General features: G+C 43.6%; 17 protein-coding genes and 1 riboswitch. Of the genes, 15 read left to right on the plus strand and 2 right to left on the minus strand.

The window, feature by feature from the left end; all coding sequences use genetic code 11:
• The first annotated feature begins 349 nt into the window (after positions 1-349).
• From R7O12_RS13000 to R7O12_RS13035, 8 genes are all read left to right on the plus strand, one after another.
• Positions 350-988, plus strand: coding sequence for an HD domain-containing protein (locus tag R7O12_RS13000; RefSeq protein ID WP_017819864.1), 639 nt, complete (start codon positions 350-352; stop codon positions 986-988).
• Complete coding sequence (locus R7O12_RS13005) at positions 989-1,747, plus strand: helix-turn-helix domain-containing protein (RefSeq protein ID WP_171344210.1); 759 nt, start codon at positions 989-991, stop codon at positions 1,745-1,747.
• Positions 1,748-1,893: 146 nt separating this feature from the next.
• Positions 1,894-3,747 carry an MFS transporter gene (locus tag R7O12_RS13010; RefSeq protein WP_171344211.1) on the plus strand — a complete coding sequence of 618 codons (1,854 nt, stop codon included), beginning with the start codon at positions 1,894-1,896 and terminating at the stop codon, positions 3,745-3,747.
• Positions 3,748-3,864: 117 nt separating this feature from the next.
• The gene (locus tag R7O12_RS13015) at positions 3,865-4,482 is read left to right on the plus strand and encodes a hypothetical protein (RefSeq protein ID WP_064354868.1); all 618 of its coding nucleotides are present in this window, start codon (positions 3,865-3,867) and stop codon (positions 4,480-4,482) included.
• 104 nt (positions 4,483-4,586) lie between these two features.
• Positions 4,587-4,727, plus strand: a riboswitch (FMN riboswitch).
• Between the two features lie 113 nt (positions 4,728-4,840).
• The gene (gene ribB / locus R7O12_RS13020; protein ID WP_318125917.1) at positions 4,841-5,497 is read left to right on the plus strand and encodes a 3,4-dihydroxy-2-butanone-4-phosphate synthase; all 657 of its coding nucleotides are present in this window, start codon (positions 4,841-4,843) and stop codon (positions 5,495-5,497) included.
• Between the two features lie 104 nt (positions 5,498-5,601).
• Positions 5,602-6,147 (plus strand): glutathione peroxidase, encoded by a 546-nt coding sequence (locus tag R7O12_RS13025; RefSeq protein ID WP_054577749.1) that lies wholly within the window; start codon positions 5,602-5,604, stop codon positions 6,145-6,147.
• 10 nt (positions 6,148-6,157) lie between these two features.
• Complete coding sequence (locus R7O12_RS13030; RefSeq protein WP_318125918.1) at positions 6,158-6,601, plus strand: DUF3429 domain-containing protein; 444 nt, start codon at positions 6,158-6,160, stop codon at positions 6,599-6,601.
• Between the two features lie 152 nt (positions 6,602-6,753).
• Positions 6,754-6,999, plus strand: coding sequence for a hypothetical protein (locus R7O12_RS13035; RefSeq protein ID WP_005373664.1), 246 nt, complete (start codon positions 6,754-6,756; stop codon positions 6,997-6,999).
• Between the two features lie 70 nt (positions 7,000-7,069).
• Here R7O12_RS13035 and R7O12_RS13040 read toward each other — a convergent pair whose 3' ends face one another.
• Positions 7,070-7,669, minus strand: coding sequence for a thiol:disulfide interchange protein DsbA/DsbL (locus R7O12_RS13040; RefSeq protein WP_005373667.1), 600 nt, complete (start codon positions 7,667-7,669; stop codon positions 7,070-7,072).
• A gap of 83 nt (positions 7,670-7,752) precedes the next feature.
• Positions 7,753-8,133: a hypothetical protein gene (locus tag R7O12_RS13045; RefSeq protein ID WP_005373669.1), complete on the minus strand. Its 381-nt coding sequence runs from the start codon at positions 8,131-8,133 to the stop codon at positions 7,753-7,755.
• 278 nt (positions 8,134-8,411) lie between these two features.
• Here R7O12_RS13045 and R7O12_RS13050 point away from each other — a divergent pair, with 278 nt between their 5' ends.
• The 7 genes from R7O12_RS13050 to R7O12_RS13080 all read left to right on the plus strand — a co-directional run bounded on the left by R7O12_RS13050 (position 8,412) and on the right by R7O12_RS13080 (position 14,661).
• Positions 8,412-8,708 (plus strand): isoamylase early set domain-containing protein, encoded by a 297-nt coding sequence (locus tag R7O12_RS13050; RefSeq protein WP_005373671.1) that lies wholly within the window; start codon positions 8,412-8,414, stop codon positions 8,706-8,708.
• Between the two features lie 213 nt (positions 8,709-8,921).
• Positions 8,922-9,635 carry a response regulator gene (locus tag R7O12_RS13055; RefSeq protein ID WP_005373673.1) on the plus strand — a complete coding sequence of 238 codons (714 nt, stop codon included), beginning with the start codon at positions 8,922-8,924 and terminating at the stop codon, positions 9,633-9,635.
• The gene (locus tag R7O12_RS13060; protein WP_042522686.1) at positions 9,635-10,933 is read left to right on the plus strand and encodes an ATP-binding protein; all 1,299 of its coding nucleotides are present in this window, start codon (positions 9,635-9,637) and stop codon (positions 10,931-10,933) included. Before R7O12_RS13055 ends, R7O12_RS13060 begins: the two co-directional genes overlap by 1 nt.
• Positions 10,934-11,052: 119 nt before the next feature.
• Complete coding sequence (locus tag R7O12_RS13065; RefSeq protein WP_318125920.1) at positions 11,053-11,445, plus strand: glycine zipper family protein; 393 nt, start codon at positions 11,053-11,055, stop codon at positions 11,443-11,445.
• Between the two features lie 127 nt (positions 11,446-11,572).
• Complete coding sequence (locus R7O12_RS13070) at positions 11,573-11,929, plus strand: diacylglycerol kinase (RefSeq protein ID WP_017635149.1); 357 nt, start codon at positions 11,573-11,575, stop codon at positions 11,927-11,929.
• Between the two features lie 21 nt (positions 11,930-11,950).
• Positions 11,951-13,606 (plus strand): phosphoethanolamine--lipid A transferase, encoded by a 1,656-nt coding sequence (locus R7O12_RS13075; protein WP_318125922.1) that lies wholly within the window; start codon positions 11,951-11,953, stop codon positions 13,604-13,606.
• Positions 13,607-13,728: 122 nt separating this feature from the next.
• Positions 13,729-14,661, plus strand: a complete 933-nt coding sequence (locus R7O12_RS13080) for a Gfo/Idh/MocA family protein (protein ID WP_054729308.1) — start codon at positions 13,729-13,731, stop codon at positions 14,659-14,661.
• The last annotated feature ends 86 nt before the right edge of the window (positions 14,662-14,747 follow it).

Here is a 14,747-nt window from a genome sequence, read left to right on the forward strand (position 1 = left end):
AGTGAGTTTAAAAGCGAGGGAGTAATCGCGCTGAGTTCTTTTAGTTGTTGATTTCATAACACTCTCCAATTTTGGGGTGGAAAGTGTCAACCTTATTTAGGACGGCACAGCGAAAAGAAAAAGGCCTGACGACATCGTCAGGCCTTTTTTCTACTGGTAAACATCACTGCTCGCTCTGTCTATTCTTGTCTCATAAACCGCTGAACACATTGAAAGGCCATATAAAACGGCTCAGTACCAAACGTTGCACAAGGTTCTGGTGGCTGAATCTCAATTACACCATCGCACTTGGAAATTATTCTAAGCGTTGGGCATACTTCTGACTTCATTTTAGTTGTAGATATGAACCATGACGTCATTAAGCCAGATAGAACCGCAATTTTTGGAATTTATGCAGCAAGAGATGCAAGTGGATGCAGCTCATGATCTTAAACACGTAAAACGCGTGGTCAAAACAGCGAAACAGCTCTGCAAAGAAGAAAATGCAGACATCGCGATTGTATTACCGGCTGCCTATTTGCATGATTGCTTTACTTATCCGAAAGATCACCCAAATCGCAAAGAGAGCTCAATCATCGCAGCCAAAAAAGCGGTCGCATTTTTAGAGAGTATCGATTATCCGCAGCAATATCATGATGCCATTGCTCATGCGATAGAGGCACACAGCTTTAGCGCAAACATCAGGCCAAATACGTTGGAAGCCAAAATCGTCCAAGATGCCGACCGTCTGGACGCTTTAGGCGCAATTGGCGTGACGCGATGCATTCAAGTCAGCACTCAATTTAACGCGCAACTTTACAACGACAGCGATATATTTGCCGAAGAACGTGAACTTAACGATAAACAATTCACTCTGGATCACTTTCAGACCAAGTTATTCAAAATCGCTGAAACCATGAACACAGAGTCAGCAAGACGCGAAGCGCAAAAACGCAAAACCTTTATGCAAACGTACCTAGAGCAGTTACACGACGAGGTAACAGCGTAAATGTCAGAAAGCTATACGTTAATTAAAGAGCTTAAACGCCAACTAAAGTTAGCTGGGCTGCATTATGCCGATGTTGCACAACACCTTGATTTAAGTGAAGGAAGCGTCAAACGTTTACTCGCTGAAGGTCAGCACATTAGCCTTGAGCGCTTAGAACGAATTTGCCAATTGATTGGTTTAGAAATGGCGGAACTATTTAAGCTCGCGGCTGCGCACAATAAAGGTCTAGAGTCGCTAACGTTAGAGCAAGAAAAGCAGCTGGTTGACGATAAAGCCCTGCTGCTCGTGGCGATCTGTGTTGTAAATGGCTATCAGTTTGAACAAATCGTTCAGCAATATACCTTCAATGAGTTGGAACTGGTGCAAAAGCTTGCTCATTTGGATCGGCTGAACATCATCGACTTGCAGCCAAATAACAAAATTCGTTTGCGTATATCTCCGACATTTAAGTGGCAGATGGGCGGCCCTATTCAACGGTTCTTCCAACAGCAAGTTCAAGACGCCTTTTTCCAAAGCTACTTTTCTGGTGAAGATGAAAAGTTCTCCATGGCAACAGGACTGATGAGTGTACCAAGCAACAAGAAGCTACAACAGAAACTGCAAAAGGTCATCGATGAGTTTTATCAGGCTTGCCAAAGTGATAGCTCTCTCGATATGGACGAAAAACACGGCACCTCTCTGATTATTGCGATGCGTCGCTGGACGTTTCCTTTGTTTGAACCATGGGAAAGAAAACTCACCAATAAGTCTCGCAATTAGTAACTCAATAAAAAAATGGAAATAAAAGTAACGAATTTCGTTACTTTTGGTGGCATGCAACGTCACTTGAAAGAGAAAGCTGGTTTAATCGTTCATTGAGCATAAAGTGCTCCCATCTCATTCGACTTTGTTTAATCGGGGCCCGTATGTTTTTCTCAAAACGCTTTTTTCCTTACTTTGTGACGCAATGCCTTGGCGCACTCAATGACAACATCTACAAAAACGTTCTGTTATTGATGGTCACATACAGCCAAATTGATAACCTACCAATATCCGTCAATCTATTCGTTAATTTGGCGGCAGGCTTATTCATCCTACCTTTCTTTCTATTCTCAGCGCATGCTGGTGCCGTCGCTGACAGCATGGACAAAGCCAAATTAATCCGACGTCTAAAGCTCATCGAGCTGGCTATCATGTCTTGCGCAGCAACCGCTATTGCCACCCAAAGTGCCATGCTGATGCTGGTTCTGCTGTTTATGACAGGCACTCAATCGGCCTATTTTGGCCCCGTGAAATACGCCTTACTACCACAAGCGCTCAAACCAAATGAGCTTGTTAAAGGAAATGCTTGGGTTGAAATGGGCACGTTCCTTTCGATTCTTATAGGTACGCTTAGTGCAGGCCTGCTGCTATCCATTCCTAATGGTACCTTGATTGCTTCTTGTGTAGTGATTGCCTTGTCTTTGCTTGGGTTCATGAGCAGCGTGAATATTCCAGCGATGCCTAGCCAATCGAATGACAAAGCGAAATTTGAGCCGATTTCTGGTTTAAAGAACACGTTAAAAGTGGCAAAAAAGCAGAGAGGCATCTGGATGTCTATTCTTGCCATCAGTTGGTTCTGGTTCATGGGTGCGACTTACCTAACTCAATTCCCTAACTTCGCACGCGAACATTTGTTTGCAGACAGTACTGTCGTTTCTTTACTGTTGGCATTGTTTTCCATTGGTATCGCGACAGGCTCTTGGTTGTGTGAAAAGCTCTCTTTCAACCACGTTGAGCTTGGTATTTTGCCATTCGGTATCCTTGGACTGACAGTGTTTGGCGTCGACTTGCTATGGGCAGTCCCGAGTTATCCATCGCTTCCGGTGCACTTTTATGATGTGCAAAGCTTCGTTGCTGAATCCAAACATCTGCGCGTCATGATTGACCTGTTCCTTGTTGGTGTAAGCGGCGGTGTCTTTATTGTTCCTCTTTATGCGTTCATCCAATCGCGTTCAAACAAAGGGGAATGTGCACGTGCCATTGCTGCTAACAACATCATGAATGCATTGTTTATGGTGGTGTCTGCTTTGGTTTCGATCGTTGTACTCAGCGTACTAGAGCTTTCTATTGTGGAACTGTTTGCCATGATGGCAATAGGTAACTTCTTCGTGGCAGTCTATGTCTATCGTCAAGTACCGGAATTCACACAACGCTTTATCAGTTATTTACTCAGCCATTGTATGTATCGTGTGTCTGTAAAGGGGCGTCAACATATTCCTGAACAAGGTGCCGTGTTAATCGTGGCTAACCATGTTAGCTATGTCGATGCGTTGATTTTGATGGGAACCTCTACTCGCCCGGTTCGTTTTGTGATGGACAAGTCCATCAGCGAGCTACCTGTTCTTAAATATGTATTCCGTCATGCCGGTGTTATCCCGATCTGTTCTCCACGTAAGTGTGCCGACACTTACCGACGAGCATTTGAGGAGATTGAACAAGCACTTTACGACGGTGAGGTTGTCTGTATCTTCCCTGAGGGTCGTTTAACGTCTAACGGTCAATTGGGTGAGTTTCGCCCTGGTGTAGAGAAAATCCTTGAACGTAACCCTGTTCCTGTCATCCCTATGGCGTTAAAAGGGCTTTGGGGTTCTTTTTTCAGCCACAAAGGCGGACATGCTCTCACAAAACGACCGACTCGTTTTTGGTCAAAAGTGGATGTTGTTATCGGTGAAGTGTTAAGTCCTGCGTCTTTAAATCGTCATCAATTGCAACAACAAGTACAGGATTTACTGGGCTGAGTCGCTTGCTACAGCAGTCAAACTTTGCAGCAAAACGTAAATATGCACCACAAAGCACAAGTAGTTTCTTGTCAATTAGAGTAGGATACCTACGACGTCATAAATCTAGGAGGTATTATGAAAATCATCATCTTACATGGTCTTTATATGCATGGGCTGGTCATGCAGCCTCTTAGCCAAAAGCTGAGAAAACTCGGATACGAAACGCAAGTACTCAGCTATAACACTGTTGCTATCGATGAGTCTTCACTGTTTGATTCTATTGATCATTCGCTTAATCCACTGACCACAAACGTGCTCGTGGGACACAGCTTGGGAGGCTTGATGATTAAGCGCTATCTCGCCAACAGAAAACCGAGCACTAACTTAATCTCTCATGTTGTCGCTATCGGTTCGCCTCTTAAAGGCGCGTCCATTGTAGGTCGAATTCAAGATCTCGGATTGGGTGCAATTTTAGGCAATTCGCCACACCACGGATTAAACAAACATGATGACGCTTGGGATTTCCCTCAAAAACTCGGCAGTATCGCAGGAACGATGCCGATTGGCGCTCGCCCATTGTTGATCCGTAATGACAACACCATGTCGGACGGTACGGTTACCGTAGAAGAGACAAGACTGGACGGTATGCAAGATCATATCGAAGTGAAGCAAACGCATACGAGCCTGATTTACAACACCTTCGTGCCGCAGCAGATTGATCACTTTATTCACACAGATTATTTCCGTCGATAGCACACTTTTCCATCATACAGATGGAATCGACTTTCCAAGCTATTCAGTTCGCAGTACTATCCTAGCTCCACTTCTTCACAACTTGGATGAAGTGGTACATTTTTAATTGTTCTCAGGGCGGGGCGAAATTCCCCACCGGCGGTATACTTTTTCAAGTGAGCCCGCGAGCGCTCGATTCGTCGAGGTCAGCAGATCTGGTGAGATGCCAGAGCCGACGGTTATAGTCCGGATGAAAGAGAATAAGAATACACCAGCATAGCGAGTCAGATCGCTAAGAATGCTGGTGCACTTCTTTTTGATCGTATTTTACGGCGATCTCTCATACCGCCCTGATTCTGGTGAAATTTAGGAGTTAACCATGAATCAGTCATCACTACTTGCCGAATTCGGCGACCCAATTACTCGCGTTGAAAACGCACTTATCGCTTTAAAAGAAGGCCGTGGCGTACTGCTTCTTGATGATGAAGATCGCGAAAACGAAGGCGATATCATTTATTCAGTCGAGCACCTCACTAACGAGCAAATGGCATTGATGATCCGCGAATGTAGCGGCATCGTTTGTTTGTGCTTAACAGATGTTCAAGCAGACAAACTGGAACTGCCTCCAATGGTGGTAAACAACAACAGCGCAAACCAAACCGCATTTACGGTTTCTATTGAAGCGAAAGTTGGTGTAACAACGGGTGTTTCAGCAGCAGACCGCGTAACGACCATTAAAACGGCGGCAAACCCGCACGCAAAACCGGAAGATCTTGCTCGCCCGGGTCACGTATTCCCTCTGCGCGCACGTCCAGGTGGTGTAATGACTCGCCGTGGTCACACAGAAGGTACGATTGATCTGATGCAAATGGCAGGGCTTCAACCCGCTGGCGTACTGTGTGAAGTGACCAATCCAGATGGCACGATGGCAAAGGCACCGGAGATCGTAGCATTCGGTCGCCTGCACAACATGCCGGTACTGACGATTGAAGATATGGTAATGTACCTGAACCAGTCCGAGTTGAAACTGGCATAGTCAGATCTCAGCTCTTGAAAAAGCCGCGCATTTGTGCGGCTTTTTTGATCGATCCTCTTTGCACTTAAGTAGTTATACTTATTGAAAACAAGGGGAACAACACCATGAAAGGATTACTGAAACTCGCCGCTCTCGTTAGCTTTCTCTCCATGAATTCGCTTGCTCTTGCATCTGAGTGCCCTGATATTCTTCAAGGTAAGCAAAGGTTGTTAAACTCAACGGAAGAAGTCGATCTATGCGAAAGCTTTAAGGGAAAGACACTACTAATCGTCAATACAGCAAGCCAGTGCGGCTTCACTCCTCAGTTCGAACAGTTAGAAACCCTATATCAAACTTACAAAGACCAAAACTTCACCGTTATCGGTTTCCCGAGCAATGACTTTCGACAAGATAGAGGAAGCGAAACAAACACAGCGAAAGTCTGTTATCTCGATTACGGGGTCACCTTTCCAATGATGGCTCGCTCTTCAGTATTAGGTGTAGATGCGAACCCAGTCTTCAACCAGATTACTAACCAAGCAGGCATAAAACCAAAATGGAACTTCTACAAGTTTCTAATTAGCTCTGAAGGTAAAGTTATTGCTACTTTTCCAAGCTCCACATCACCGACAAGTACTACGCTTACCAATATGATAGAGCAACAATTGTAAGGTGACGACCATGACAACACGCTCAACCATGCTACAACTCGGTTACTTAGGCCTGGTTCCATTTGTGTTTAGTTTAGGGCTGATTTTCACTGACATCTCACTCTTCAATTTAAGTGGTCAGCAATTTTTCATCGCATATAGCGCCGTTATATTAAGTTTTTTATCCGGCATCCTTTGGGGTAATGGCATTGAGCATTACTACCACCGCCTTAGCCGAAATATATTAATTCTCAGCAACCTTTTTGTCTTACTAGCTTGGGGCGCACTACTGCAGGGCCACAAACATTACGCAGTCGCAACCCTACTCTTAGCAATTGGGTACCTTGCTGTTTGGTATGCAGAAAAGCTCGTGAGGAAAGTCGAACAAGACGCCGAGCCCAAGGGATATCAAGGAATGAGGAGCAAACTGACCTTCGGCGTAATCGTAATGCACGGATTGGCTTTAATTTCATAACCTGGTCTGTCCAGTACTAAGATCACAAAAAAACGTCTTTTTATAAAACAATGTTCATTTCGTGAATGCACACATATTTTGAACACTGTTTTGTTTCATTTATGAATCAATCCACATATAAGTAATTCAAAGCATTCACAAAGGATATGAATATGTTTTTTCGCAAACTTTTGTTTAGCACTGCGATGATCAATGCAACGACAGGTTGCGTGTCTTACCAGGCACAACAAGCCGCCGCTCAAACAGTAAATAATACAGGCGCTGTGCTTACCAATGTGATTAAAACTACGATTGCTCAGCCATGTAATGTTGCAATCACTGCTGCTAGCTTGTTTTATCCGCATGCCATATTTATGACTAGTGTTCCGACTCAAGCATGTACAAGCGTTCTTAGATAATACGAAAGTGATAAGCATAAAAAATGGCGACTCTACCGTCGCCATTTTTAAGCTTCAATGCTATTTACAGTTACAGCGTCAATAAGTAGTTAACTAATTGATTGTACTCGTCGTAAGTACGAATTTCGTTGGCCAAAACAATGTATTTATTGTTCACAACCACACCCGGAACCCCTCTCAACGTGCTGGCAGAGAATTGCTTATCAAAACCTTTCTGCATTGAGTTTACGGCGAAACTATTGTACGCCGCATCAAACTTCTTACCTTCGACGCCATTATCAACGAACAGCTGTTTCAGCTCAGCTTCGTCTTTTGGCGCTTGTCGCTTTTGATGAATTTGGGCAAACATAGCAGGAATCATTGTATCTTCAACTCCTAGCGACACCATCGTCGCGTAGGACTTGGCCATCGGAATCGCCATATCTCCGCCCATGAACCCCACATGTACCTTTTCAAACTTTGCCTCTTTTGGCAGAGCAGGTTTTAAACGCTCAATAAGCGACTCAAACTTGTAGCAATGTGGGCAATAAAAAGAAAAGAATTCCGTCACAACAGGTTTCGATGCTTTCTTAACATCCAGAACTTTGTAGTGCTTCCCTTCTTCAAATTGCGCTGCATGAGCGGTAAAAGTCAGTAAAAGTGCACTACATAAGGCAAGTAGTTTTTTCATTGTTTATTTCCTTATGGCATTCAAATGCCAAATCATTTCATTTGGTAAAAAGGGGGAAACCCCAAGTAATTTGAGATGAGGAATTAAACAATCGGAGGACGATAAAGTTTGGTGATCACTGTCACTACTTTTTCGACTAGAGGCCTATCAATCAAGGCAAGGCTATAAGGAAGAAGCAGTAAGTCGTTTTGAGATAAGTTGGCGGGAATTTTGACCATGCAGGAAGAGCTACAACTCGTGTGAGATTGTTGTGCCTTATTGATGGCTGACTCATCGTGATGTGATTCTACGCAGTCGTCATTGACGCCAAGTTGTTTGTGCAGAGCAGCCTGTTGAACAATAAGATCGCGTACTTCAATTGTTTTCATCGGAGCGGAAGCCTGCGCCACAGGAGCGACACTACTCAAAAGCATAGCAACTAAGCAAACTATCGCAGTCAACAATGTACGGTTAAACTTCAACATAGCTACATCAAGGAAAATGGTGATTTAAGATAATACATGATAACGATTTGACTTCAAGATACGGACTCTCGGCTCGCTAACAAACTCTGTTCTTTGACCATTTTAGGCTAGTGAATTTTCTCTCTAACGCTCCCTCAGTACACGAAACCAGCACAACGAGCTATTCACCGTTCGGATACTCCCCTCATCAGATACCAGCAACAATTCGATAAAACTTGAAATCATTATGAAACACGAGTAATAGTTAGAACGGTTTTTGTACGAACAAGGAAAGATCAATGCTTAAAAAAAGATTCTTTAAGACAAAAGATGAAGTCGAAGTCACGTTCGAGCTAGATAAAGATCAGTGGGACTCTGTCCAAATTGCTGGAGACTTCAACAACTGGCAGCCAGAACCGATGAAATTAGTGAAGAAAAGTCGTCAGTTTAAATTTAAAACCCGCTTACCTAAAGCGCAGAATGTTCAGTTCCGTTACTTGCTCGATGACGCGAAGTGGGAAAATGACCCACAAGCTGATGCTTACGTTCCAAATGCATTTGGCAGCGACAACAGCGTCGTGTGTACCACCGAATAAGCGGTAATTTCGCTTTAAGATTCCATACCTAGGCGCAAACGTTGCGCCTTTTTGCATCTCTCTAAATGTGATAGGTGATTAGATTTAAATTATTAATTGGCAATTTTATCCAATTAACTCATCCGATAACCTTATTCTGAGAAAGCTTTATTTGAAATAATTCGTAAATTTGTTTAAGTTCCATTGATATTAAATATTGTATACATCACTTAAATGAACGCACAACAAATCAAACCATCTCTAATCATTGTGGAAGACGATCCCAAATTACAAACTATGTTGGGAGAGTATTTTGTTGAACAAGGTTTTCAGGTCAAATGTATCGACAATGGGACGGACGCACCTAATGCGATTATTGACACACAACCAGACGTGGTGCTGTTAGATTTGATGCTACCCGGACAAGATGGTCTGAGTGTATGTCGTCAAATCCGAGAATGCTACAAAGGCAAAGTGTTGATGCTAACAGCAAGTGATGATGACTTCGATCATGTCGCCGCATTAGAAATAGGCGCAGATGACTTTGTTACTAAACCCATCAAACCTCGCGTATTGCTGGCTCGTATTCGCATGCTATTAAGAAGAAAAGAGGCGGCGCCTACCGAGTCCGAAAACGGCCTACAAATTGGTGTTCTGTGTTTAAACCGATTGCGTAAATCGTGCGTAATGAACCAAGAAGAAATTGCGCTGACAGACGGCGAGTTCGATTTGTTGTGGGTTCTTGCAACGCATGCTGAAAAAACACTATCACGCGAGTGGCTGACCAAAACACTGCGTGGTATTGAATACGATGGAACAGACCGCACCATTGATAATCGCATAGTGACACTGAGAAAGAAGCTAGGCGATGCTTCTTGCTCACCACAAAAAATCATTACCGTTCGCGGCAAAGGCTACCTATTTATGCCTGATGCATGGAATGAATAATGAGACGGATTTATCTGGAAAGCTTTGTTGGCCTTATCATTCTGTTTATGGCTAGCTTGTGGGGATACGAGTTCTTAGTTTATGAGATCAACACAGATTATGACTACCTGTTACAAGAGCATGAGGGTCAAGCTTTTCACGATCTGATCTACCCTATCTATAAAGAACACGGATTAGAATATACTCAACAACAGTTGGAACAATTTGCCACATCAAGCCATCGTTTGTTGGTGCCTCATACGCTTGAAGAGCTTCCAACAGACATCAAAAAGGCGTTTGAAAATGATACCTCCGTTAACGTCGCTTACGATGAAGAAAGGGATATCTGGTTCCGCCTAGATGCGAGCACGCCTATCTTTAAAATGAGCGATAATCCGAATAGCCCTGTGGTTAAAGCTGCCAACTTTGATGACAATATCGTTTGGTTGTTCTTTTTAGCTGGATTTGCTCTGTATTGCATATTGTTGATCTGGTTCTTAAGCCGTCGGATTCGAGAGCTAGAGAGAGTGACCGTTGAGTTTGCCTCAGGTAACTTCAAGGCTCGAGCTAGTACCTCAAGCGCTAAGTCTGTTGGGACGTTAAACAAAAGCTTTAACACGATGGCCGATAAAGTATCTCGCTTGATCACTAGCAATAAAATGCTAACTAACGCCGTTGCACATGAATTGCGTACCCCAATCTTCCGCTTACAATGGCAAGCAGATTTGTTATCGGATTCAACCTTAACTGAACAACAGAAAAAGTATGTTTACAGTATCGTCGAAGACATTGACGAGATGGAAGAAATGGTTGAAGAATTGCTTTACTACGCAAAGATGGAGCGTCCTGACACAGCATTACAAACTCAAGAAGAAGTCGTCCTATTCAACTTAGTCAAAGAATTACGACAGAGGTGGCAAAAAGAGACTACGCTCGCTATCTCGCTTCAAGAAGTAAACTCAGAAAACGTTCTCGCGTTTGCTGACCCAAAATTGTTAAAGCGAGCCTTAGATAACTTGCTGCGCAATGCAATGCGGTACGCAGATAAGCAGATTTTAGTGGAGATAAAACACGATCAGCACCGCTGCTTCATCAATGTTCATGATGATGGCATAGGTATTGAAGAAAAGCATTGGCCTCATCTATTCGAACCATTTTACAGCGCGGATGAATCTCGCAACAAAAAGACGAGCGGGTTTGGGCTCGGTTTGGCGATTGTCAGACAGATAATGGAGCTTCAACGTGGAGAAGTTTCGATTTGCCATAGCCCACTTGGAGGAGCTTGCTTCACACTTAGCCTCAAAAAATCAGACAGTTAACTTAACCTTCCTACCCCGTTTACAGAAGACGACACTTCAATACACTCAAGCGACAGAGCCCAACAATAAAACAGTGTACATTTAATCCATAAGATTCACACACTAAATGGATAGTACTCATGTATAAATCTTTTATCCTGATTATGGCGCTTACTTCTACGCTTACAGCTTGCGCCTACAACCAAAAACCTGTCGTCGACATGACCAATGTTGACCCTAGTACATATGAACAAGACTTTCTTTACTGCCAAGGCTATGCAGAAAATGTCGACAAATCAGAGGCAGCGAAATCTGAATCCACTAATGGGGCAGTTACAGGCGCATTGATCGGCGCAGCTGCTGGTGCGCTAGAAGACGGATTAGGTGGAGCGGCTGTCGGTGCTGCTGCCGGCGGTGCTGTAGGAGCTGGAGCTGGTGCTTTGAGTGGAACAAATGATTCAACCAAAACCCAATCTCTCGTATTGCGTAAATGTCTCCAGAACAAAGGCTATACCGTCTACGATCTTGATTAAATAAGCACTTTTCTTAAATTATCGCGCGATGGATTCTATTCACAAATGTTTCACGCTGTAACGATTAATCTCGTTACCTCTCTGGGATATGTGTTCCATCCCAATGCTTAAATAGTAAGGTCATATTTTGAAGCCAGGTAAAACAGGTATACGCCGTGTCATGGATGCGACCGGCTATTCATTTCAAGGATTGAAAGCCGCATGGACACACGAAGCCGCTTTTAGACAAGAATTGATTCTCGCCTTGGTGCTTTCCGTCTGTGCTTTTTTCCTTCCTGTCACCACATACGAAAGAGTGCTGATGATCAGTAGCCTGTTCTTGGTATTGATCGTCGAACTCATTAATTCCGCCGTAGAAGCGGTTGTCGACCGTGTTAGCGATGACTGGCACGAGCTCAGTGGTAGAGCCAAAGATATTGGTTCAGCAGCAGTATTTGTTGCGTTAACTCTTGCCCTTTTTATTTGGGCTTCGTTCTTGCTCTAATTTTTATTCAAGACACTCATTATGAAGACACATGATTTACAACAGAGAGGTATCTCTTACGTTACCTTTACTTTCCTGTTGGCGCTGTATTTCGCTCTCGTCGTAAACATCCCTATTTATAAAGAACTGATCGGCATCTTTACACACTTAGATAATGTCAAGATTGGATTTATTATCACAATACCAATTTTCTTTCTTGCCGCGCTCAATTTCCTTTTTAATTTATTTAGTTGGCCTTGGATCGGCAAGCCGTTCTTTATAATTTTAATCATTGTTTCAAGTATGGTGAGCTACGCAAGCTATAACTATGGCACACTTTTCGATTCTGGAATGATTGCCAATATTGTTGAAACCGATTCGAGCGAGGCGAGTTCTTACCTGAGTGCTCACTCTGTAATTTGGACGCTGATTATGGGAGTTATCCCAGCGATAATTATCTTTAAGGTCAAGCTGCAATCTCAACGTCACCAATTACTGTACTTCTCTGTTACCAAATTAGTATCGATGCTGTCGTCGCTAGCTGTCATCGCCGTCATTGCCAGCGTGTACTATCAAGACTACGCATCTGTAGGGCGCAACAATAGCCACCTAAAAAAAATCATCATACCCACCCAGTTCGTTTACAGCGCGACCGGGTATGTGAAGGAGAAATATTTCACCACGCCAGAGCCATATCGAGAAATCGGCACAGATGCAAAGCAGTCAGATAGCGCCGTACAGCAAGCACAGCGCAAACCAACACTACTGGTTTTTGTCGTAGGAGAAACCGCTCGAACGCAGAACTACCAACTCAATGGCTATACACGAGAGACAAACCCTTATACTAGTAAACTGGATGTTATCTCATTTCAAGACGTCGCGTCTTGTGGCACCGCGACTGCTGTATCTGTGCCTTGTATGTTTTCACAGCTCACGCGAAACGAGTTTGAACGCACCAAAGCGGATAACCAGGACAATGCTCTCGATATAATGCTGCGCGCTGGGGTTGACCTCATTTGGAAAGAAAATGACGGTGGGGATAAAGAAGTAGCCCACAAGATCAAGAAAATTGAAGTGGATCGAAAGCAAGTAAGCCCTATGTGTAATGGCCAAACTTGTTACGACATGGCGCTATTAGATCATTTTGATCAGGAAGTCGCGGATATGCACGGTAACCGAGTGGTCGCCATGCACCTTATAGGAAGCCACGGTCCGACCTATTTTCAGCGTTACCCAAGAGACAACGCCTTCTTTAAACCAGACTGTCCACGTGCAGATATCGAAAACTGTAGCATCGAACAAATAGTGAACACATATGACAATACAATACGCTACACCGATCTTGTATTGGCAGAAACCATCAAAAAACTTAAAGCGTTAGAGTCTGAGTATAATACCGCGCTAATTTATATATCGGATCACGGTGAGTCACTAGGCGAAAATGGATTGTTCTTACATGGTATGCCTTATGGCCTTGCACCAGATTTCCAAAAACGCGTTCCTTTGATCATGTGGCTGTCTTCGGGCTTTAAACAAGCGAAGCAGATCAATACCGACTGTTTGTATAAACAAGCACAGAATGCAGGCCAATACTCACATGATAACGTGTTCCACTCTTTATTAGGCATTATGGATGTACAAACTCAAGCCTACGATAGCAAGTTAGATATATTCAAAGCCTGCCGAGCCGTTTCCTAAATCATTCAATAAAGCCTGGCTCAAAGTGTGAACCAGGCTTTTTCTAACAAGGTATTTAAACTCATCGCCGCGCCAAGCGTTATACTGACAGTCCGCGATCCATACATCGAGAAAGGACTAGGATGAAAATTGGTATTATTGGTCTAGGGGATATCGCTCAGAAAGCATACCTTCCTGTTATCACTCAGCTTCCAAATATCGAACTTGTATTTTGTACCCGCAACCCAAACACACTTGAGAGCCTGGCTAAGCAGTATCGAATCTCAGAGATCTGCCAAGACTACCAGCAACTTCTACACTTTGGCGTCGATGCCGTCATGATTCATGCGGCAACAAGCGTACACCCTCAAATAGCGGCATTTTTTCTGCAGCATGGAATTCCAACCTTTGTCGACAAACCATTAGCGAATAGTGCTGATGACGTGGAAAAGCTGTACGACATTGCCGAAAAAGAGAGACAGCCACTCTATGTGGGCTTTAACCGTCGTCACATTCCACTTTACAACCAACATATGCCACAAGTGCAGCAAGGCAACATATATGACTTAAAGTCGCTACGCTGGGAAAAGAACCGTCACCAACTACCGGGGGATGTTCGTACCTTTATATTTGATGATTTTATTCACCCATTAGACAGCGTTAACGTCACAGCCAAAGCCGATCTAAAAGATGCTTATGTAACTCATCAACTTGAAGGTGATCAGTTGGCGCGTTTAGATATTCAGTGGCAACATGGAGATACTTTGCTCCACGCCTCGATGAATCGCCACTTCGGTATCACTACAGAGCGCGTTCAAGCTTGTTATGCAAACAAGGCAGTTGAGTTCGACTCCTTCGTTGAAGGCAAACTATGGCAAGCTAACCAAGAGCAAAAAATCAATTTGAAAGACTGGACGCCAATGCTGACGAGTAAAGGTTTCCATTCGATGTTGCTCGACTGGTTTGGCGTCGTTGAGTCTGGAAATATTGCTGATGAAGTAGTAACACGCAACATTGCCAGCCATCGATTGGCAGAGCAAATTTGTCAATATCTCGAGAAAGTTGTCTCTAGATAATGCGATTCTTGGCTATATGCTTGATTGAGTATTACGCTCTATACTAAAAAGACTTGCCTTAAGGAAGGCATTCATTCTCTGTTAAG

It is taken from the genome of Vibrio sp. Vb1574, assembly GCF_033338675.1.